The sequence below is a fragment of the Streptomyces sp. JJ36 genome, assembly GCF_021696945.1.
Classification (GTDB): Bacteria; Actinomycetota; Actinomycetes; order Streptomycetales; family Streptomycetaceae; genus Streptomyces.
This window is the reverse complement of the sequence record NZ_JACYHE010000097.1, coordinates 1-19,221: the sequence shown is the minus strand read 5'-3', so window position 1 is coordinate 19,221 and position 19,221 is coordinate 1. Positions and strand designations below refer to the sequence as shown.

Here is a 19,221-nt window from a genome sequence, read left to right as displayed (position 1 = left end):
TTCTGCGGGAGATGGCCGAGCTCCCCGTCCACCCGGACGGAGCCTCCGGCCGGCCGTCCCAGGCCGGACCGCCGGAGGGCGCCTGCGCCGCGGGCGGCGCCCCCTCCGGTCCCCAGTGCTGGTCCCAGGGCTGCCCGGGGGCCGGCTGCGGCTGCTGGGCCGCGGCCTGCCGCTGCTGCTCCGGGGTCCACGGCTCGCCGTTCGCCGGCAGCACGACGCCCTCGTAGGGGCCGTCGCCCTGTCCGCGTCCGTTCTGCGCTGTCACCGGAACTCCTCGCTGCACCCGCCTGCCGAAGTCGTCGGCTCACGCTACCGGTTAACTCCGGGTAGCGAACCCCGCTCCCGGTCGCGGACGGCGGCCCCGCACCGCGGGACCGTACTCCGCACGGGAGGTGCGCCTCCCGCCCGGCGCGACACCCGCGCCCGGCCGGACCGGCCTAGGCGGCGGCGCTCACGTCGAGCCGGGCGGAGAAGTCCCTGACGACCGGCTCCTTCGCATACGGGGTCAGCCGCTCCCGGAACTCGTCGAGGTACTCGGTGCCCCGGTCCGAGCGGAGTCCGGCGAGCAGTTCCGCCGCCTTCGTCCCGGTGTGGCAGGCGTGTTCGATGTCACGTTGCTGGAGCTGCGCGTCGGCGAGCAGCAGCAGACCGATGGCCCGGCGGCGGGTGCGCCGCTCGGGGTGGCCCGCCAGCGCCTCCTCGGCGCGCTCCACGGCGGCCCGGGGCTGCCGCAGGTCCCGGTGGCAGTGGGCGAGTTCGTCGGCGAGGTAGGCCCGGTCGAAGTGGCCGATCCACGCCGGGTCGTCGCCGGAGGCCGGGGCGGCCTCCGCGCGTTCCATGGCCGACAGCGCCTGCCCGGCCGCCGCCTGGCAGGAGCGCAGCTCGCCCATGAGGGCGTGCCCGCGCGCCTCCGCGGCGTGGAACATGGCCAGCGCACGCGGTGGCACCCGGCCGCGGGTGCCCTCCAGCGCGGCCCGGGCGAGCTGGGAGATCTCCCGGGGGGTGCCCAGCGTGGCGGCCAGGTGGCTCATGCCGGCGGCGAGCACGTAGCCGCCGTACGGGCGGTCGCCGGCGGCCTGGGCGAGGCGGAGCGCCTGGATGTAGTAGCGCTGGGCGAGGCCCGGCTGGCCGGTGTCCACGGCCATGTACCCGGCGAGTTCGGTGAGCCGGGCGACGGCGCCGAAGAGCGCACGGCCGACCGCCTCCCGGTAGGCGCCCGAAAGCAGCCCGGACACGACGCTGTTGAGGTAGTGCACCACGACCGGCCGCACATGCCCGCCGCCGAAGCGGTGGTCGAGGTCGGCGAGCGCGCGGGTCATGGCCTCCACGGCCTCGACGTCCGCCCTGCCGACGCGGGCGCCCGAGGTGCGGGCGACCTGCTCGTCCGGCGCCGTGATCAGCCAGTCGCGGCTGGGCTCGACCAGGGCCGAGGAGGCCACGGTGGAGCCGGCCAGGAAGTCGCGACGGCCCACGTCGCTGCGCCACAGCTCGCAGACCTGCTCGACGGCGCCGGGCACCGTCGGCGCGAACTGCAGACCCACGCCGGAGGCGAGGTTCTTGCCGTTGGCCATGCCGATCTCGTCCAGCGTGACGGTGCGCCCCAGCTTGCGCCCGAGTGCCTCGGCGATGATCGCCGGGGCCCGCCCGCGGGGTTGCTGGCCGCGCAGCCAGCGGGCCACCGAGGTCTTGTCGTACCGGAAGTCGAGTCCGTGCTCGGCGCCGCAGATGTTGACGCGGCGTGCGAGCCCGGCGTTGGAACAGGACGCCTCCTGGATGAGCGCCTGCAGCCTCTCGTTCGGCTGCCGTGCGACCAGCGGCCTGGCGGCCATAAGGTCCCCCTCTGTGGAAGGTGGCTGACGATCACGATCACTGCCCCGTGCACATACCGGGAATTCCGGCAGTTCGTGCTGCATGTGCCGTAACGGGACTACCCGCACACCGCGACCGGTCCCGTACGCGCCCCCGCCGATGCACCCGTGCGCCCCGGATGCCGGAACGTTGCGCCGGGGCGCTCCCCGGGTCGCCCCCGCGGCACCCGTAACCCCGGGTGGGAGCCGGAGTTGTGATGTGCGTGGAAGAGACCATGGGAGTCACAGGCACCTCAGGAGTCACGGCGCACATCCCGGAGCAGCGGGGGAGATCGCTGCGCGAACACGCGGTGCGCTACGCCGAGGAGCGGCACTGGGAGGTCTTCCCCGGCACCTGGCTGGAGTCGGTGCGGGGCACGGAGCGGTGCAGCTGCGGGGAGCCGGCGTGCGAGGCGCCGGGCGCGCATCCCGTGGACACGCGCTGGTCCGGGCAGGCCACGGCCACCGCTTCGGCCGTACGGCGCCTCTGGGCGCGGCAGCCGCAGGCCTCGGTACTGCTGCCCACGGGCCGCACCTTCGACGCGATCGACGTCCCCGAGACCGCCGGCTGCCTGGCGCTCGCCCGCATGGAGCGGCTGGAGCTGCCGGTCGGGCCGGTCACCGGCAGCCCGGACGGCCGGATGCTCTTCCTGGTACAGCCCGGCGCGGCGGCGAAGGTGCCGGACCTCGTGCGGAATCTCGGGTGGTCCCCGGGCGCGCTCGACCTCGGCACCCGGGGCGAGGGCGGCTGGATCGCCGCACCGCCGACCCGGCTCGGCACCCGCGGCTCCGTGCAGTGGGTCTGCCGGCCCACCGCGGCGAACCGCTGGCTGCCGGACGCGGCAGAGCTGATCTCGCCGCTCGCCTACGCCTGCGGGCGCGAGGCGGCGGTCGCCCGCGCCCGCTGACGCTCCCCCGGCCGGGCGCCACGCGACCGCAGGCGCCCCGGGGCGCCCGGGCCCGCGCAGAGGCGCACACGCAGCCCGTGCGGCGCACGCACCGGCGAATGCCGCGCGCGGTCGTAGGGTGAGGACGAGACGGCGAGGGGGCGGCGCATGGCGGACGAGGGGCGACACCGCCCGGGCGAACGGCCGCCCGGCGGCGTGCAGGGCCGGGACGGAGAGGTGCCCTCCTACGGCGGGGACGGACAGCCGCGGCACCGCGAGCGTCCGCGCGGTGCCGGGCCGTTGCCGGAGCCCCGGCCCGGCCGGGAGCCCGCCGCCGGGCCGCTCGCCCGGCTCCGGCGCACCCTCCGGCGCCGCCTGACGCGCCGGGGGCCGCACCCTCCCGGCGGCTGAGCACCGACCGCGCGTACCCGGGCCCCGGCCCGCGCACCGGGCCCCGGGCACCCTCGCCCCGCCCGCGCACCGATCCGCGCCGCACGGCGGCGCGCGGCGGCGCGGAACGCTCACGCCCCGGAGGGCATCGCCGCCTGGAGGAAGGGCTCGACCACGCGGCGCCAGCCGGCGGGCTGGTCGTAGTGGACCAGGTGCCCGGCGTCCGGCACCTCCGCGTAGATCCCGCGGGGGAGCACCCGCACCATCTCCTGCGCCTCGGCCCGCCCCAGTTCACCGTCGATGCCGCGCACCACGAGCGTCGGGCACTGCACCTGCGCCAGCTCGTCCCAGTGCGCGTCGTGCACCCAGGTCTCCCGTGCGCGAAGCATCGTCTCCGGCGCGAAGACGGGCCGCCAGCCGTCCGGCCCCTCCGTCATCACCTCGGCGAAGAACTCGCCGCGCGACGGCCGCGGCCGCTCCAGCTTGGGGTCGTCCTCGCCGAACCAGCGGCGTACGTCCGCCAGGGTGGCGAACGGCACCGGCCAGGACGCGAACCAGTTCTCCCATTCGCGCTGGGACTGCTCGCCGAGCGCGGAGGCCCGCATGTCGCAGACGACCAGGGCCTGCACCAGATCGGGGCGCCGGGCCGCGAGCTGCCAGGCCGTCAGGGCGCCCATGGAGTGGCCGATCAGGGCGAGGGGGGCGAGCTCGAGCTGCTCGATGGCCGCCTCGGCGTCGGCGACGTAGGCCTCGCGGTCGTAGCAGGCGTCCAGCGGCTTGTCGCTGCGGCCGTGGCCGCGCTGGTCCAGGCCGACCGCCCGGTAGCGTGCGGAGAGCCAGCGGGCGGTGTCCGCCCAGTGCGCGGCGCGACCCATCAGACCGTGCAGTAACAGCACGCCCTGGGCGGGCCGCTCAGCGTCGGCCCCCGCGGCCCCGGGTCCGCCGCGGGCTGCGCGGTCCCTCTCGTCCGCCCGGGGGCCGCGGCCCGTCCCGTCCTTGGGCGGATCCGCGAACTCCCACGCCGCGAGCCGGAGGCCTCCCGGTCCCGTGACGTCGATACGTCGCACCATGCGTCCTGGCACCCCCATTCCGTCTGACCGCTGCGTCACGTTATCGAACTTCTATTCGAACAAACTGTTCGGTCCGCAAAGACCCCTCTTTCGGGTGACCTCGGGCCAGGATTGGCCCGCGCCACCGAGGGGAGACAGCTAGCGGGAGGGAGAGCGACCCTGGGGGCTCGGGGCCCCGGGTCGCCCTGGGGGGGCTCGGGGAGGCGGGGCCCCGGCAGCCGCGAGCTCCGGGGCCCCGCCCATCGTCTCCGCCGCACGGCGCGCCGCAGCTCACGGGCGGGGTGGCGGGACCGCGGAGGCGCCGCCCGGCCGGCCACGGCGGCACGCGTCTGCGCAGCGCGGAGCTGCTCGTGCCCGCCGTTCCCGGTCCGGCCAGTGCCATCGACGGCTCCCCTCCGCCCACCACCCTGCAGATGCGTAGCGACAGCGTGACACGCTGCGCCCGGGACCGCTCGCATTCCGGCAACTTAGGTACCGGTCGGGCCACTTGGGAAGATGCACCGCAAGGTACGTACGTTCCGCTTCGTGCCCTTCCTCCGGCCCCCGCGCCCCGGGCCTCTCCCGGCCGGGTGCGGCACCCGCGCGGGGCCTCTGTCACATCACGGCCGCAGCCCGGCCGGCGCCCGCACCAGCGCCGGCGGTCGCCCGGGGGGCCGGGCCGGCGGTGCGGGTACCGCTCAGCGCTTGGCGACGAAGACGTGCGCCGCGATGTCCGTCGCCAGCTCCGCGGCCTCGCCGCTGCTGCCGATCTGCACCCCGCCGCCGGAGCCCGTCGTCACGCTGACCACCGCGCCCGGCTGTACCCCGGCCCGGCGCAGCGTGTGCATGAGCTGCGCGTCCGTCTGGATGGGCTCCCCGATGCGCCGCACCACCACGGTCTTGCCGTCCACGCCCGGGCGCAGCTCGGAGAGGCTGACCATGCCGTCGTCCAGGAAGGACTCCGTGCCGGTCTTCTCCCCCAGCTCCTCCAGGCCCGGGATCGGGTTGCCGTACGGCGACTCGGTGGGGTGCCGGAGGAGCTCGAGGACGCGGCGCTCTACGGCCTCGCTCATCACGTGCTCCCAGCGGCACGCCTCGGCGTGCACCTGCTCCCACTCCAGGCCGATGACGTCCACCAGCAGGCACTCGGCGAGCCGGTGCTTGCGCATCACGCGCGTCGCCAGCCGCCGCCCCTCGTCGGTGAGCTCCAGGTGACGGTCGCCGGCGACCGTCACCAGGCCGTCCCGCTCCATCCGCGCCACCGTCTGGCTCACCGTCGGGCCGCTCTGGTCGAGGCGCTCGGCGATGCGGGCACGCATGGGGACGACGCCTTCCTCCTCCAGCTCCAGGATGGTGCGGAGATACATCTCCGTCGTGTCGATCAGTCCGGACATCCGTGCCCCTCGTCATGTCGTGCGATGGCCCTGACCTCAATTCTGACGCATCGCACCGACAACCGTGCCGTCCCGGACCGTCCCGCTCTTGACAGCGCACTGGTCCAGACCTCACCGTGAGCGCGATCGTGCGCCGCAGCGGGGAGCGCACCGGAGCCGAGGGGCGTGCGGGATGACGGGGAGCGAGCTGGCCGCGGAGTACTTCGACGCCGCCATCGGCCTGCTGCGGGAGGTCCGGGACGGGGAGGCCGAGCAGGTGGCCGCGGCGGGCGCGCTGCTCGCAGACACCGTCGCCGGCGGCGGCCGCCTCTTCGCCTTCGGTGCGGGCCACTCCTCGCTCCCGGCCCAGGACGTGGTCTACCGCGCCGGCGGGCTGGCGGTGATGAACCTGCTGCCCGTTCCCGGCCTGGTCGGCGTCGACGTCCGCCCCGCCACCCTGGGCAGCGCGCTGGAACGGGTCTCCGGGCTGGCCGGCACGGTGCTGGACGCGAGCCCGGCGCGCAGCGGCGACATGCTGATCGTGATCTCCCTCTCCGGGCGCAACGCCCTGCCGGTGGAGATGGCCCTCGGCGCCCGGGAGCGCGGGCTGCGGGTGATCGGCCTGACCTCGGTGGCGTACGCGGAGCAGACCACCTCCCGGCACCACAGCGGCACCTTCCTCCGGGACCACTGCGACCTGGTGCTGGACAACCGCATCCGGGTCGGCGACGCGGAGCTGACCACCCCGGGCGTCCCGGCACCGTTCGCGCCCGCCTCGACGGTCGTCGCCAGCGCGCTGCTGCAGGCCGTGGTGGCCACCGCGGCCGGCGAGCTGGCCGCCCGCGGCCTGACGCCGCCGCTGCTGCGCTCCGGGAACGTGGACGGCGGCCACGCCTGGAACGACCGGGTGATGACGGAGTACGCCGACCGGATCTTCTACCTCGGCTGACGGCCACCGCCGGCGAGCCGCGCCAGGTCCACCGCGGCGGCGATGCGCACCGCCACGTCCTCCCCGTACGCCGCGTCCGCGCGGTCGAAGCCGCGGCGGCTGGCACCGCGCAGGAAGGTGACCACGCCGAGCGTCCGCCCGCGGCTGCGGAGCACCGTGCACAGCCCGTGCACCGTGCCCTCCGGCCATTTCCGGGACGCCGCCCAGCCCGGCACCGCGGGTGCCTCGCCCACCCCCGGCCCGGCGGGCGCTGTGCTTACGGCGCTTGCGGCGGTCCCGGCGCTCCCGTAGACGCTGGTACGGACGGAGGTGCCGCGCTCGCAGGCCTGCAGGGCCGGATGGCCCGCGCTGTAGCCCACCGGAATGCCGCTGGCCAGCCCCGGCTCGGCGGCGGAAGGGCAGGGCCCGGCGGCGGCGGGCGTCGCGGCGGCCCGCACCAGCCGGGGCGGCGCGGAGCCGGCCGGGTGCCCGGGATCCCCGCCCGGCCCCTCCGGGACCAGGTCGAGCAGCGCGTGGTCGGCGAAGCCGGCCAGGGCGAAGTCCAGGTGCACGGTGGCCGCCTCCATCGGGTCCTCGCACTCCGCGGCGGCCCGCGCGGCGCGGTGGAGCTGGTTGTCCCGGAAGCGCAGGCGCGCCGCCTCCTGTTCGGTGCGCTTGCCCTCGGTGACGTCCTGGAAGAGCCACGCCACCCCGAGCGGCACCGGTTCGGCGGACAGCGGCGAGGCGAGCCGCAGGAAGCCGCTGCGCCAGCAGCGGCGGGCGGCGTCGCCGCGGTCCGGGCCGGTGGCCGCGCCGGGCTCCGGGTCCGCCCCGGACCGCGCGGACCGCAGCGTCACCCAGATCTCCGCGGGCCCGGGCGGCGCGCCCTCCGCCAGCACGTGCTGGAAGGCGCTCTCGAGCTGGTCGAGTCCCTGGTCCAGCAGTTCGCCGAGGGGCCGGCCGAGCACCGCGCTGCGGGAGGCCGCCCGCAGCGCCCGGGCGGCGTGCGCGTTCACCACGGTCGGGCGCAGGTCGGCGTCGACCACGAGCACGCCCCAGGACGCGTCCTCGAAGAGGGCTTCGCTGAGCGCGATGGAGCGCTCCAGGTCGATCTGCGCGTGCACCTCGCTGAACGCGCAGTAGACGCCGCGGGGCCGGCCGTCCGGCCCGGTCACCGCGGAGGACTGGGTGCGCACCAGCACCCGCCGCCCGTCCTTGGTGTTCAGGGCGAACTCGTGGACCTGGCGCCCCGGCGCCTCCATGGCGCTGAGCAGCCGGCTCTCCACGTCGGGGGCGTCGGCGGGGCGGAGCGCCCAGCCGGACAGGCCCTGGCGGCCGACGGCGTCCTCGGCGGTCCAGCCGAGGATGCGCCCCGCCTCGCGGTTCCAGTGGGTGACCACGCCGTCGGCGTCGAAGGCGCAGAGCGCCGCGTCCATGCCGTCCAGCAGGGCGGCGAGCAGCACCTCGTCCTCGGCGCCGCCGGCGCCCTCGCCGCCGGGTCCCCGGGCCGCGCCCGCACCGGTCGCGGCACCGCCGCCCGCGGCGGAGTGAGCGGAGTTCGTGTGCGTCTCCGACTGTGCAGTCACCTGGCACCCCCTGCTGGACGCTGCCTGCTGCGACCCTGCGGCCCGCAGGGATCATTCAACTCGAACGTGACCCAGCACACATCCGGTTCGGAGAAATCGTTGCGGCCCCGAAATTCGCTTGCGGCCCGTCCGCGGGGTGCCTAGCGTGCGTCGTACACGAGAAGGGAGGTGGTTCGGCAGATGAGTTTCGACCGGACGCGTGAGGTGACTGCGGCCTAGGAGCCGTACGTCACAGCGTGACGCCGGCTTCGCCGGCCAATCCCAGCAGTCACCCGGCCCGCGGGCTCGTCGGACTCGTCCGACCGGCGCCCTTCGCCTCCGGCGAGGGGAGTCGCCCGCGGGCCGTCTGCGGTGCACGGGGCGGGCCCGCCGCGCGGGGCCGCCCCTCAGGGGCAGAGTCGTTCGACGACCCAGCCGCTCTCCGTACGGACGTAGCGGAGCCGGTCGTGCAGCCGGTTCTCCCGCCCCTGCCAGAACTCCACGGACTCCACCGCCACCCGGTAGCCGCCCCAGTGGGGCGGAGCCGGCACGTCCTCGCCCTCCGGGTAGCGCGCGGCCAGCTCCGCGTAGAGCCGGTCCAGCTCCTCCCGCGAGGCGACCCGGGAGGACTGCTCGCTGGCCCACGCGCCGAGCTGGGAGCCGTGCGGGCGGGTCCGGAAGTAGGCGGCGGTCTCGTCCCGTCCGATCCGGGACGCCCGCCCCGCGACGATCACCTGGCGGGCCACGCCGTGCCAGGGGAAGAGCAGCGACACCTGCGGGTTCTCCTCCAGATCGCGGGCCTTGCGGGAGCCGTAGTTGGTGAAGAAGACAAAGCCGCGCGCGTCGTACTGCTTCAGCAGCACCGTCCGGGAGCTGGGCCGTCCGGCGGAGTCCGCGGTGGAGACGATCATCGCGTTGGGCTCGTGCAGTCCGCTCTCCGCCGCCTGCTCGAACCACTGTGCGAACTGGTCGAACGGGTCGGGTGCGAGATCCTGCTCCGACAGCCCCTCCGCGCGGTACCGGGCCCGCATGGCGGCGGGGTCGAGGGTCGGTCGTCCGGCATGGGCATGGGCCTGAGCTTGGGCGTCATCAGCGTGTGGCACGCGCATATCTTGTCGCATCATCCCCACCGCTGAGGCGGCAGTCTGCCCGCTCCTGGCCCGCCGTACACCTCTGATCGATGATCGAGCGTTGTGCCGCATCTCACCCTTCCGCGCTTGGTGCGAACCCGCCAAAATCGCTGGGCGGAACACTGTGGCCTCCGGACATCGCGGGCTATCGTGTCCGTCCGGCCGGGCTGGGTGACCACCAGCCGCACGGGGCATCACGGGATTACGGAACGGTCCGCCAGCCACTCGTCAGGGCGGTGGAACCGTTCCGGAAGCCACCACAAGCGACCGGAGACAGTCCTGGCACCGGACAGGGTCTGTCACCTGGTCACAGTCGTCGTCCCGCCGGCGCACCCCGCCGGCGCCATCCACGAGGGAGCCGCCAGATGTCCGATTTCGTACCCGGACTCGAGGGAGTCGTCGCGTTCGAGACGGAGATCGCCGAACCCGACAAGGAAGGCGGCGCGCTCCGCTATCGGGGTGTGGACATCGAGGACCTGGTCGGCAAGGTCTCCTTCGGGAACGTCTGGGGCCTCCTCGTCGACGGCGGCTTCCGCCCCGGCCTGCCGCCCGCCGAGCCCTTCCCCATCCCGGTCCACTCGGGTGACATCCGGGTCGACGTGCAGTCGGCGCTGGCGATGCTCGCCCCCGTCTGGGGCCTGAAACCGCTGCTCGACATCGACGTGGAGCAGGCCCGGGACGACCTGGCCCGCGCCGCGGTGATGGCGCTCTCCTACGTCGCCCAGTCCGCCCGCGGGCAGGGCCTGCCCATGGTGCCGCAGCAGGAGATCGACAAGGCCGACACCATCGTCGAGCGCTTCATGCGCCGCTGGCGGGGCGAGCCCGACCCCAAGCACGTCGCGGCCGTCGACGCCTACTGGACCTCCGCCGCCGAGCACGGCATGAACGCCTCCACCTTCACCGCCCGGGTCATCGCCTCCACCGGCGCCGACGTGGCCGCGGCCCTCTCCGGCGCGGTCGGCGCCATGTCCGGACCGCTGCACGGCGGCGCGCCCTCCCGCGTCCTCGGCATGATCGAGGAGATCGAGCGCACCGGGGACGCCACCGCCTTCGTCAAGCAGCAGCTCGACAAGGGCGAGCGGCTCATGGGCTTCGGTCACCGCGTCTACCGCGCCGAGGACCCCCGCGCCCGGGTGCTGCGCCGCACCGCCAGAGAGCTGGGCGCGCCCCGCTACGAGGTCGCCGAGGCACTGGAGAAGGCCGCCCTGGAGGAGCTGCACAACCGGCGCCCGGACCGGGTCCTCGCCACCAACGTGGAGTTCTGGGCGGCGATCGTGCTGGACTTCGCCGAGGTCCCGGCCCACATGTTCACCTCGATGTTCACCTGCGCCCGTACGGCCGGCTGGTCGGCGCACATCCTGGAGCAGAAGCGGACCGGCCGGCTGGTGCGCCCCTCCGCCCGCTACACCGGCCCCGGCTCGCGCGACCCGCGGGAGATCGTGGGCTACGACGACGTCGCCCGCTGACCCGCACCCGGCCGGCACGGCCCGCGGAAGCGGCACCGCCGCGCCGCGGGGCCGGCCCCGCCGGGGTCAGTCGCGCAGGGCCGCGTCCACCAGGCGGGCCCACTGGCCCACCACCCGGCCGCGCCGGGCGCTGTCGTCGCTGAGCAGGTTCGCCAGCCCCAGGCCCCGGGCCATGTCGAGCAGCCCCTGCACGGTCTCCCGCACCCCGGGCACGCTCTCGTCCGCGCCGAGCAGCCGCACCGCCATGCGGTGCGTCTCCCGGCCGATCCGTGCCTCCAGCGCGGAGACCCGCGGGCCGAGCTGCGGCTCGTGCGAGGCGGCGACCCAGAGCTGGAGGGCCGCCCGGAAGAGCTGGCCGGTGTAGAGACCGACGATCGCCTCCACGGCCGCCCGGGTGGTGGCCGGCTGCGGCAGGCCCCGCAGCACGGCCGACCGCTCCTCCGCGACGTACTCCACCGCCGCTGTGAAGAGGTCCTCGCGGGTCGGGAAGTGGTGCTGGGCCGCGCCGCGGGAGACCCCGGCGTGCTCGGCGACGACCGTCACCGTGCTGCCCGTCCAGCCGTGCTCGGCCAGGCAGGTCACGGCCGACTCCAGCAGCCGCTGCCGGGTGGCGCGGCTGCGGTCCTGCTTGGGCTCGCTGCCCCGTGCGGTCAGTGGTGCACCCATCGGGGGTCCCGTCGTTCGAGGAAGGCGGACACGCCCTCACGCGCCTCGTCCGAGGCGAAGAGCCGCGCGGAGAGCTCTGCGAGGCTACCGGTGTCCCGGTCGAACACCCGCAGCACCTCCGCCGTCGCCAGCCGCTTGGACTCCGCCAGCCCCTGCGGCGAGCCGCGGCGCAGCCCGTCCAGTACCGGGGCCAGCACCCGGTCCACGTCCTCGGCGGCCTCCACGGCCTCCGTCACCAGCCCGATACGGGCGGCCTCCGCCGCACCGAACCGCTCGCCGGTGAGGAAGTACCGCCCGGCCGCCCGCGGGGCCAGCCGGGGCAGCAGCGGCATCGAGATCACCGCGGGCGCCACCCCGATCCGGGCCTCGGTGAAGGCGAAGGTGGCGCCCGGCCCGGCCACCGCGATGTCGCAGGCCGCCACCAGCCCGGTGCCGCCCGCCCGCACATGCCCGGTGACCCGGGCCACCACGGGCTTCGGGAAGGCCACCACGGTGCGCAGCAGCCGCGCCAGGTCCGCCGCCGCCCCGGTGGGCCCGTCCGCCCCGTCCGGGGCCGCCGCCCCGCTCGCCTCGGTCAGATCGGCCCCCGCACAGAAGGTGCCGCCGGTGTGCGTGAGCACCACCGTGCGTACCTCCGGGTCGTCCCCGGCCGCCGCCAAACCCGCGTACAGCTCGCGCACCAGCCGGGCGGAGAGCGCGTTGCGGTTGTGCGGCGAGTCCAGGGTGAGCGTCGCCACGCCCCGCTCCACCGCCCGCCGCACCAGCGGCTCCGCCGCATCCGCATCCGCCTCCACCGCCGCTGCCGCTGCCTCTGCCTCCGTCACGCCGTGGTGCTCCTCTCCCCGGGCTGCCGCCCGGCCCGTTCCCGCGCCCGCAGCTCACGCCGCAGGATCTTGCCGCTGACGGCCCGCGGCACGGCGTCCACGAACTCCACCCGCCGCACCTTCTTGTACGGCGCGACCCGCTCCGCCACATACGCCCGCACGTCCTCCGCGGTGAGCGCCGCGCCCTCCCGGGGCACCACGAACGCCTTGGGCACCTCGTCCCCGTGCTCGTCGTAGACGCCGATCACCGCCGCGTCCGCGACGTCCGCGTGGGTGAGCAGCACGGCCTCCAGATCGGCCGGCGCCACCTGGTAGCCCCGGTACTTGATCAGCTCCTTCACCCGGTCGACGACGTACAGCCAGCCGTCGCCGTCCACCCTGCCCACGTCCCCGGTGCGCAGCCAGCCGTCCGCGTCGATCATGGCGGCGGTCTCCCCGGACCGCCCCAGATACCCCTTCATCACCTGCGGCCCGCGGATCCAGATCTCGCCCTCCTCGTCCGTGCCCAGGTCGCGTCCCGGGTCGTCCAGCGCGACGATCCGCATCTCGGTGCCCGGGACGAGCTTCCCGACCGTCCCCGGCGGAGGGTGCTCCTCGGTCAGCGGCACCACGTGGGTGCCGGGGGACAGCTCGGTCATGCCGTACGCCTGCCGCACCGCGGACAGCCCCAGCCGCCGGGCGCACGCCTCGCCCAGCGCGGCGTCCAGCGGTGCGGCCGCGCTCAGCACCTGGCGCACCGAGGACAGGTCGTAGCGGTCCACCGCCGGGTGCTTGGCCAGCGCCAGCACGATGGGCGGCGCCACGTACAAGCCCGTCACCCGGTGCTGCTCGACGGCGCCGAGGAACTGCTCCAGGTCGAAGCGGGGCAGCACCACCACCGTCGCCCCGTGCCGCAGCGGCGCGTTCACCAGCGCGGTGAGCCCGTAGATGTGGAAGAACGGCAGCACGGCCAGCAACCGGTCCTCCGGGCCGCCCGGGAGCAGCGCGTGGAGCTGCGCCAGATTGGTGGCGAGGTTGCGGTGGGTGAGCATCACGCCCTTGGGCGCGGCGGTGGTGCCGGAGGAGTAGGGCAGCGCGGCCAGGTCCTCGCCGGGGTCGATCTCCACCCGCGGCTCCGGCTCCCCGCTCGCCGCCAGGTCCTGCACCGACCGGTGGCCCTCCGCCCGGTCGCAGACGAAGAGCTCCCGGACCCCGCCGGCCTGCTCCGCCGCCTTCCGGGCGGTCTCCAGCAGCGGCCCGACGGTGACGATCCAGCGGGCCCCGGAGTCCGCGAGCTGCCGGGCGAACTCCCCTGCGGTGGCCAGCGGGTGCACGGTGGTGACGGCCGCGCCGCACCGCGTGGCGGCGTAGAACACCCCCGGGTAGAGCACCGTGTTGGGGCTGTGCAGGGCCAGTACGTCGCCCTTGCGCACCCCGGCCGCGGCGAGTCCGCCGGCGACGCGGCGGCTGAGCGCGTCCAGCTCGGCATAGCTGATCCCGGTGCCGTCCACGCCGTCGACCAGCGCGGTGCGGTCGGCGAACTCGCGGGCGGACACCCCGAGCACGGCGTCGTGGACAGGCTGGTCGACGAGCGGGACATCGGTGTACGCGCTGCGGAACACGGCGCCCTCCTCAGGGTGCGGGAAGCTCAGTAGGACCGGGGCAGCCCCAGGGTCCGGTGGGAGACGTAGTTGAGGATCATCTCCCGGCTGACCGGTGCGATACGGGCGACGCGTGCCGCGGTGACCAGGGAGCCCAGACCGTACTCGCGGGTGAGGCCGTTGCCGCCGAGCGTGTGCACGGAGCGGTCGACGGCCTGCACGCAGGCCTCCCCCGCCGCGTACTTCGCCATGTTGGCCGCCTCTCCCGCTCCCGTGTCGTCGCCCGCGTCGTAGAGCTGCGCCGCCTTGTGCATCATCAGGCGGGCCAGCTCGATGTCAATGTGCGCCGCCGCGAGCGGATGCGCGAGGGCCTGGTGCGCGCCGATCGGTTCCTTCCACACCTGCCGGGTCCGGGCGTAGTCCACCGCGCGCTCCAGCGCGAAGCGGCCCATGCCGAGCGCGAAGGCCGCGGTCATGATCCGCTCCGGGTTCAACCCCGCGAAGAGCTGGAGCAGCCCCGCGTCCTCGTCCCCGACCAGGGCGTCCGCGGGCAGCCGCACCTCGTCCAGCACCAGCTCGAACTGCTTCTCCGGCGCCGCAAGCTCCATGTCGATCATGCTGCGGGAGAAGCCGGGGGCGTCCCGCTCCACGATGAAGAGGCAGGGCTTGAGCCTGCCCGTACGGGCGTCCTCGGTGCGGCCCACGATCAGCGTGGCGTCCGCGATGTCCACCCCGGACACGAAGACCTTCCGTCCGGTGAGCACCCAGTCTTCCCCGTCCCGGCGGGCGGTGGTGGTGATCCGGTGGGAGTTGGAGCCCGCGTCCGGCTCGGTGATGCCGAACGCCATCCTCCGGCTGCCGTCCGCCAGTCCGGGCAGCCACTCCCGCTGCTGCTCCCCGGTGCCGAAGCGGGCGATCACGGTGCCGGTGATCGCGGGCGTCACGATGAGCATCAGCAGCGGGCAGCCGGCCGCGCCCAGCTCCTCCAGCACGATCGACAGCTCGGTGATGCCGCAACCTCCGCCGCCGTACTCCTCCGGCAGACTGACGCCGAGGTAGCCCAGCTTTCCCGCCTCCTGCCAGAGCTCGTCGGTGTGGCCGCCCTCCCGGCGCACCCGCTCGAAGTACTCCCGCCCGTAGCGCCTGCCGAGCCCGGCCACGGCGGCGCGCAGGGCCCGCTGCTCCTCGCTCTCCAGCAGCGTCACTCCCGCCGCCGCACCCGCCGTCGCTCCCGCGTCCGTGGCGCGCTCGTTCCCGGTCATGCCCGTCCCTCCGCTCGCTCGCCCGACCCCGGACCCCGCACCGGCCTCACGGGGTGACCACCGCGAGGACCGTGCCGACCTCGACCTGCTGACCGGTGGTCACCCGCAGGTCCCGCAGCACCCCGTCGGCCGGCGCCGTGACGCGGTGCTCCATCTTCATCGCCTCCAGCCACAGCAGCGGCTGTCCCGCCGTCACCTTCTCGCCGGCGGCCAGCCCGTCCGCGACCCGTACGACGGTGCCGGGGAGCTGCGCCAGCAGCGAGCCCGGCTCGGTACGGTCCTCCGGGTCCGGGAAGCGCGGCAGCGCGGTGAAGGCGTGAGCGCCGGGCGACCCGTCGACGTACACCCGGTCGCCGTCCCCGCCCCGCGGTCCACCCGCCGTGCGAGCGGTCGTGTCCCGGGTCGGGACGCCGGCCGGGTCTCCCACCGGGTCTCCCGCCGGGTCTCCGTAGGCGGCCACCTCGAAGCCGCGCCGCACCCCGTCGACCTCCAGCTCCACCCGCCCGGGGGCGGCGCGCAGCGCCCGTACGCCCGGCAGGTCCTCCGGGACCGGGGGACCGCCGCGCACGGGCCGGTAGCGCACCTCGCACTCCGCACCGTCCGGTTCCACCCGGTACCGCTTGCACTGCGGCTGCGAGGGGACGTTGCGCCAGCCGCCGAGCCGCCCGGAGACGGTCCGCGCGGCCTCCCCGCGCGCCGCCGCGTCCGCCAGCGCCGCCGCGAACGCGGCGATCCGCACCTCCCGCCGGACGCCGCCGGCGCCGTCCGCAGCCGGGTCCGTGCCCCCGTCCGTACCCCTGCCGCTGGCGCCCGACGGCGCCGTCAGCTCCGCCAGGTGCCGGTCGTAGAAGCCGGTGTCGAGCCGCCCGCCGGTGAAGTCCCGGTGCCGCAACGAACGGACCAGCAGGTCGCGGTTGGTGGCCGGCCCGTGCACCCGGGCCCGCTCCAGCGCGTGCGCCAGCGCCCGCACCGCCTCCCCGCGGGTGGGCGCCCAGGCGATCACCTTGGCCAGCATCGGGTCGTAGTGCACGGAGATCAGCTCGCCGTCGGCCACCCCCGAGTCCAGCCGCACCCCGCGCTCCCCCGGCACCCCGCCCGGACCGAACCCGAACGCGGACCCGGCGTCCACCGCCAGCCGGTGCAGCCGCCCGGTCTGCGGCCGCCAGTCCCGCGCCGGGTCCTCCGCGTAGAGCCGGGCCTCGACGGCGTGCCCGCCCGGCTCCGGCGGTTCCGCGCCGGGCAGCGCCGCGCCCTCCGCGACCCGCAGTTGCAGCGCGACCAGGTCCACCCCGTACACGCACTCGGTGACCGGGTGCTCGACCTGGAGCCGGGTGTTCATCTCCAGGAAGTACGCCCGCCCGTCCTCCGCGACCAGGAACTCCACGGTGCCCGCGCCCCGGTAGCCGACCGCGCGCGCCGCCCGTTCCGCCGCCCGGTGCAGCTCCGCGCACTGCTCCGCGGTCAGGAAGGGCGCCGGGGCCTCCTCGATCACCTTCTGATGGCGGCGCTGGAGCGAGCAGTCCCGGGTGCCCAGGATCCACACCGTGCCGTGCGCGTCCGCCAGCACCTGCACCTCGACATGCCGGCCGCGCTCCACATACGGCTCGGTGAAGACCTCCCCGTCACCGAAGGCCGCGGCTGCCTCCGCGCGGGCCGCGCCGATCTCCTCCGCCAGCGCCGCCGGCTCCCGGACGATCCGCATCCCGCGCCCGCCGCCGCCCGCGGCGGCCTTCACCAGCAGCGGGAAGCTCTCCGGCCCCGCCTCCTCCGGCCGTACGGGCGCCAGCAGCGGCACCCCGGCCTCCGCCATCAGCTCCTTCGCCCGGGTCTTGGAGGCCATGGCCCCGATCGCCTCCGGGGGCGGGCCGATCCACACCAGGCCCGCCTCCTGCACCGCCCGGGCGAACGCCGCGTTCTCGGAGAGGAACCCGTAGCCCGGATGCACCGCGTCCGCACCCGCCGCCAGCGCCGCCCGCACCACCAGGTCGCCGCGGAGATAGGTGTCCGCGGGCGCGTCCCCCGGCAGCCGCACGGCCGCGTCGGCCTCCCGCACATGCGGGGCGTCCGCGTCGGCGTCCGCGTGGACGGCCACCGTGGCGACGCCCAGCTCCCGGCAGGTGCGGAAGACCCGCCGGGCGATCTCGCCCCGGTTGGCGACCAGCACCGAACCGATCGTCCGCTCGCTCGTGTGCACCGCTCGACTCCCCACTCTCACATCCGGAAGACGCCGAAGCCGCCGCGCGCGCCCGCCACCGGTGCGCCGTGCACCGCCGACAGGCACATCCCGAGCACCGTCCGGGTGTCCCGCGGGTCGATCACCCCGTCGTCGTAGAGCCGCCCGGAGAGGAACATCGGCAGCGACTCCGTCTCGATCTGCTCCTCGACCATCGCCCGCAGCGCCGCGTCGCCCTCCTCGTCGTACGGCTGCCCCTTGGCGGCCGCCGACTCGCGCATCACCAGCGACAGCACCCCGGCGAGCTGCTGCGGGCCCATCACTGCGGACTTGGCGCTCGGCCAGGCGAACAGGAAGCGCGGGTCGTACGCCCGCCCGCACATGCCGTAGTGCCCGGCGCCGTAACTCGCGCCCATCAGCACCGACAGGTGCGGCACCTTCGAGTTGGACACCGCGTTGATCATCATGGCGCCGTGCTTCACGATGCCGCCCTGCTCGTACTCGGTGCCGACCATGTAGCCGGTGGTGTTGTGCAGGAAGAGCAGCGGGATGTCCCGCTGGTTGGCGAGCTGGATGAACTGGGTGGCCTTCTGCGACTCCTCGCTGAAGAGCACACCCCGCGCGTTCGCCAGGATGCCGACGGGATAGCCGTGCAGCGCCGCCCAGCCGGTCGTCAGGCTGGTGCCGTAGCGCGGCTTGAACTCGTCGAAGTCCGAGTCGTCCACGATCCGCGCGATCACCTCGCGCGGGTCGAACGGCACCTTGAGGTCCTCCGGCACCACGCCCGGCAGCTCCTCCGGGTCGTACCGGGGCGGGCGCACGGCGGCCGGGTCCGGAGCCGGATGGGCCTTTCGCCAGTTGAGCCGCGCCACCACGCGCCGGGCCTGCCGCAGCGCGTCGGGCTCGTCCACGGCGAAGTGGTCGGCCAGCCCGGACACCCGGGCGTGCATGCCGGCGCCGCCGAGCGCCTCGTCCTCGGCGTCCTCCCCGGTGGCCATCCTCACCAGCGGCGGGCCGCCGAGGAACACCTTCGCCGCCCCGTCCACCATGATCACGTGGTCGGACATGCCCGGCACATAGGCGCCGCCCGCCGTCGAGTTGCCGAAGACCACCGCGATCGTCGGGATGCCGGCCTCGCTCAGCCGGGTGAGGTCCCTGAAGAGCGCCCCGCCCGGGATGAAGATCTCCTTCTGGCTGGGCAGGTCCGCGCCGCCCGACTCCACCAGGCTGATCACGGGCAGCCGGTTCGCCCGGGCGATCTCGTTCGCCCGCAGGGCCTTCTTCAGCGTCCACGGGTTGCTGGCGCCGCCGCGTACGGTCGGGTCGTTGGCGGTGATCAGACACTCCACGCCCGCCACCACGCCGATGCCGGTCACCAGCGAGGCGCCGACCGTGTAGTCGCTGCCCCAGGCCGCCAGCGGCGACAGTTCCAGGAACGGCGTGTCCGGGTCCAGCAGCAGCTCGATCCGCTCCCGCGCCGGCAGCTTGCCCCGCTTCCGGTGGCGGGCGAGATACTTCTCGCCGCCGCCCGCCAGCGCCTTGGCGTGCTCGGCCTCCAGCTCGGCCAGCTTGGCCAGCATCGCCTCGCGGTGCGCGGCGTACTCCGGCCCGGCGACGTCCAGCGCCGAACGCAACGCGGTCACAACAGCTCCTCGGGTATCTCCAGATGCCGGGAGCGCAGCCACTCCCCCAGCGCCTTCGCCTGCGGATCGAACCGTGCCTGCGCGGCCACGCCCTCGCCGAGCAGCCCCTCCACCACGAAGTTCAGCGCCCGCAGCCGGGGCAGCACATGCCGGGTGACCGGCAACGGGCCGATCTCCGGCAGCAGCTCGCGCAACCGCTCCGCGGTCAGCGCGTGCGCCAGCCAGCGCCACGCCTGCTCGCTGCGCACCCACACGCCCACGTTGGCGCTGCCGCCCTTGTCGCCGCTGCGGGCGCCCGCCAGGGTGCCCAGCGGCGCCCGGCGCGTCGCCCGGCGTACGGCCTCCGGCAGCGGCTCGGGCAACGGCGGCTCCGGGACCGGCTCCAGCGCCCGCGTCTCCCGCGGCGGCGGCACCGCCACCCGCCGCCGCTCGCCGGCG

The 19,221-nt window shown here is 75.3% G+C and carries 14 protein-coding genes and 2 pseudogenes; 3 read left to right on the top strand and 13 right to left on the bottom strand.

From position 1 onward, the window contains the following. Window positions 1–265: pseudogene (locus HOY81_RS24850) on the bottom strand (hypothetical protein); the annotation flags it as partial. Between the two features lie 172 nt (window positions 266–437). Next, the gene (locus tag HOY81_RS24845) at window positions 438–1,829 is read right to left on the bottom strand and encodes a transcriptional regulator (protein WP_237322939.1); all 1,392 of its coding nucleotides are present in this window, start codon (window positions 1,827–1,829) and stop codon (window positions 438–440) included. A 254-nt stretch (window positions 1,830–2,083) separates the two neighbouring features. Here HOY81_RS24845 and HOY81_RS24840 point away from each other — a divergent pair, with 254 nt between their 5' ends. Further along, window positions 2,084–2,755 (top strand): bifunctional DNA primase/polymerase, encoded by a 672-nt coding sequence (locus HOY81_RS24840; protein ID WP_237322938.1) that lies wholly within the window; start codon window positions 2,084–2,086, stop codon window positions 2,753–2,755. 500 nt (window positions 2,756–3,255) lie between these two features. Here HOY81_RS24840 and HOY81_RS24835 read toward each other — a convergent pair whose 3' ends face one another. After that, on the bottom strand, window positions 3,256–4,194 hold the full coding sequence (locus HOY81_RS24835; RefSeq protein WP_237322937.1) for an alpha/beta fold hydrolase: 939 nt from the start codon (window positions 4,192–4,194) through the stop codon (window positions 3,256–3,258). A 677-nt stretch (window positions 4,195–4,871) separates the two neighbouring features. After that, a complete protein-coding gene (locus HOY81_RS24830) occupies window positions 4,872–5,567 on the bottom strand; it encodes a metal-dependent transcriptional regulator (RefSeq protein ID WP_237322936.1) in 696 nt (231 codons plus the stop codon). A 172-nt stretch (window positions 5,568–5,739) separates the two neighbouring features. Here HOY81_RS24830 and HOY81_RS24825 point away from each other — a divergent pair, with 172 nt between their 5' ends. Continuing rightward, on the top strand, window positions 5,740–6,495 hold the full coding sequence (locus HOY81_RS24825; protein ID WP_237322935.1) for an SIS domain-containing protein: 756 nt from the start codon (window positions 5,740–5,742) through the stop codon (window positions 6,493–6,495). Here HOY81_RS24825 and HOY81_RS24820 read toward each other — a convergent pair. Together HOY81_RS24820 and pdxH are read right to left on the bottom strand one after the other, a co-directional pair. After that, on the bottom strand, window positions 6,483–7,937 hold the full coding sequence (locus tag HOY81_RS24820) for a PAS domain-containing protein (protein ID WP_237322941.1): 1,455 nt from the start codon (window positions 7,935–7,937) through the stop codon (window positions 6,483–6,485). The two genes, HOY81_RS24825 and HOY81_RS24820, sit on opposite strands and share 13 nt — an antisense overlap. Window positions 7,938–8,446: 509 nt before the next feature. Continuing rightward, a complete protein-coding gene (gene pdxH / locus HOY81_RS24815) occupies window positions 8,447–9,070 on the bottom strand; it encodes a pyridoxamine 5'-phosphate oxidase (protein WP_237322940.1) in 624 nt (207 codons plus the stop codon). A 464-nt stretch (window positions 9,071–9,534) separates the two neighbouring features. Between pdxH and HOY81_RS24810 the strand changes: the two genes are divergently transcribed. Next, window positions 9,535–10,635, top strand: a complete 1,101-nt coding sequence (locus tag HOY81_RS24810) for a citrate synthase 2 (RefSeq protein ID WP_237322934.1) — start codon at window positions 9,535–9,537, stop codon at window positions 10,633–10,635. Window positions 10,636–10,701: 66 nt separating this feature from the next. Here the strand turns inward: HOY81_RS24810 and HOY81_RS24805 are convergent, their stop codons facing one another. The 7 genes and pseudogenes from HOY81_RS24805 to HOY81_RS24775 all read right to left on the bottom strand — a co-directional run. Further along, window positions 10,702–11,301 (bottom strand): TetR/AcrR family transcriptional regulator, encoded by a 600-nt coding sequence (locus HOY81_RS24805; protein ID WP_237322933.1) that lies wholly within the window; start codon window positions 11,299–11,301, stop codon window positions 10,702–10,704. Further along, on the bottom strand, window positions 11,286–12,125 hold the full coding sequence (locus tag HOY81_RS24800; RefSeq protein WP_237322932.1) for an enoyl-CoA hydratase family protein: 840 nt from the start codon (window positions 12,123–12,125) through the stop codon (window positions 11,286–11,288). Before HOY81_RS24800 ends, HOY81_RS24805 begins: the two co-directional genes overlap by 16 nt. Next, window positions 12,122–13,726, bottom strand: a complete 1,605-nt coding sequence (locus HOY81_RS24795) for a 4-coumarate--CoA ligase family protein (RefSeq protein ID WP_237322931.1) — start codon at window positions 13,724–13,726, stop codon at window positions 12,122–12,124. Before HOY81_RS24795 ends, HOY81_RS24800 begins: the two co-directional genes overlap by 4 nt. Before the next feature lie 26 nt (window positions 13,727–13,752). After that, on the bottom strand, window positions 13,753–14,967 hold the full coding sequence (locus tag HOY81_RS24790) for an acyl-CoA dehydrogenase family protein (RefSeq protein WP_237322930.1): 1,215 nt from the start codon (window positions 14,965–14,967) through the stop codon (window positions 13,753–13,755). Between the two features lie 46 nt (window positions 14,968–15,013). After that, a complete protein-coding gene (locus HOY81_RS24785; RefSeq protein ID WP_237322929.1) occupies window positions 15,014–17,161 on the bottom strand; it encodes a biotin carboxylase N-terminal domain-containing protein in 2,148 nt (715 codons plus the stop codon). A gap of 17 nt (window positions 17,162–17,178) precedes the next feature. Beyond that, complete coding sequence (locus HOY81_RS24780) at window positions 17,179–18,783, bottom strand: carboxyl transferase domain-containing protein (RefSeq protein ID WP_237322928.1); 1,605 nt, start codon at window positions 18,781–18,783, stop codon at window positions 17,179–17,181. Beyond that, window positions 18,780–19,221: pseudogene (locus tag HOY81_RS24775) on the bottom strand (exopolyphosphatase); the annotation flags it as partial. The gene HOY81_RS24780 and the pseudogene HOY81_RS24775, both read right to left, overlap by 4 nt.

Coding starts and splice junctions, on each gene's coding strand:
- HOY81_RS24845 (WP_237322939.1), bottom strand. CDS start 1,829: ATGGCCGCCAGGCCGCTGGTCGCACGGCAGCCGAACGAGAGGCTGCAG.
- HOY81_RS24840 (WP_237322938.1), top strand. CDS start 2,084: ATGGGAGTCACAGGCACCTCAGGAGTCACGGCGCACATCCCGGAGCAG.
- HOY81_RS24835 (WP_237322937.1), bottom strand. CDS start 4,194: ATGGTGCGACGTATCGACGTCACGGGACCGGGAGGCCTCCGGCTCGCG.
- HOY81_RS24830 (WP_237322936.1), bottom strand. CDS start 5,567: ATGTCCGGACTGATCGACACGACGGAGATGTATCTCCGCACCATCCTG.
- HOY81_RS24825 (WP_237322935.1), top strand. CDS start 5,740: ATGACGGGGAGCGAGCTGGCCGCGGAGTACTTCGACGCCGCCATCGGC.
- pdxH (WP_237322940.1), bottom strand. CDS start 9,070: ATGCGGGCCCGGTACCGCGCGGAGGGGCTGTCGGAGCAGGATCTCGCA.
- HOY81_RS24810 (WP_237322934.1), top strand. CDS start 9,535: ATGTCCGATTTCGTACCCGGACTCGAGGGAGTCGTCGCGTTCGAGACG.
- HOY81_RS24805 (WP_237322933.1), bottom strand. CDS start 11,301: ATGGGTGCACCACTGACCGCACGGGGCAGCGAGCCCAAGCAGGACCGC.
- HOY81_RS24790 (WP_237322930.1), bottom strand. CDS start 14,967: ATGACCGGGAACGAGCGCGCCACGGACGCGGGAGCGACGGCGGGTGCG.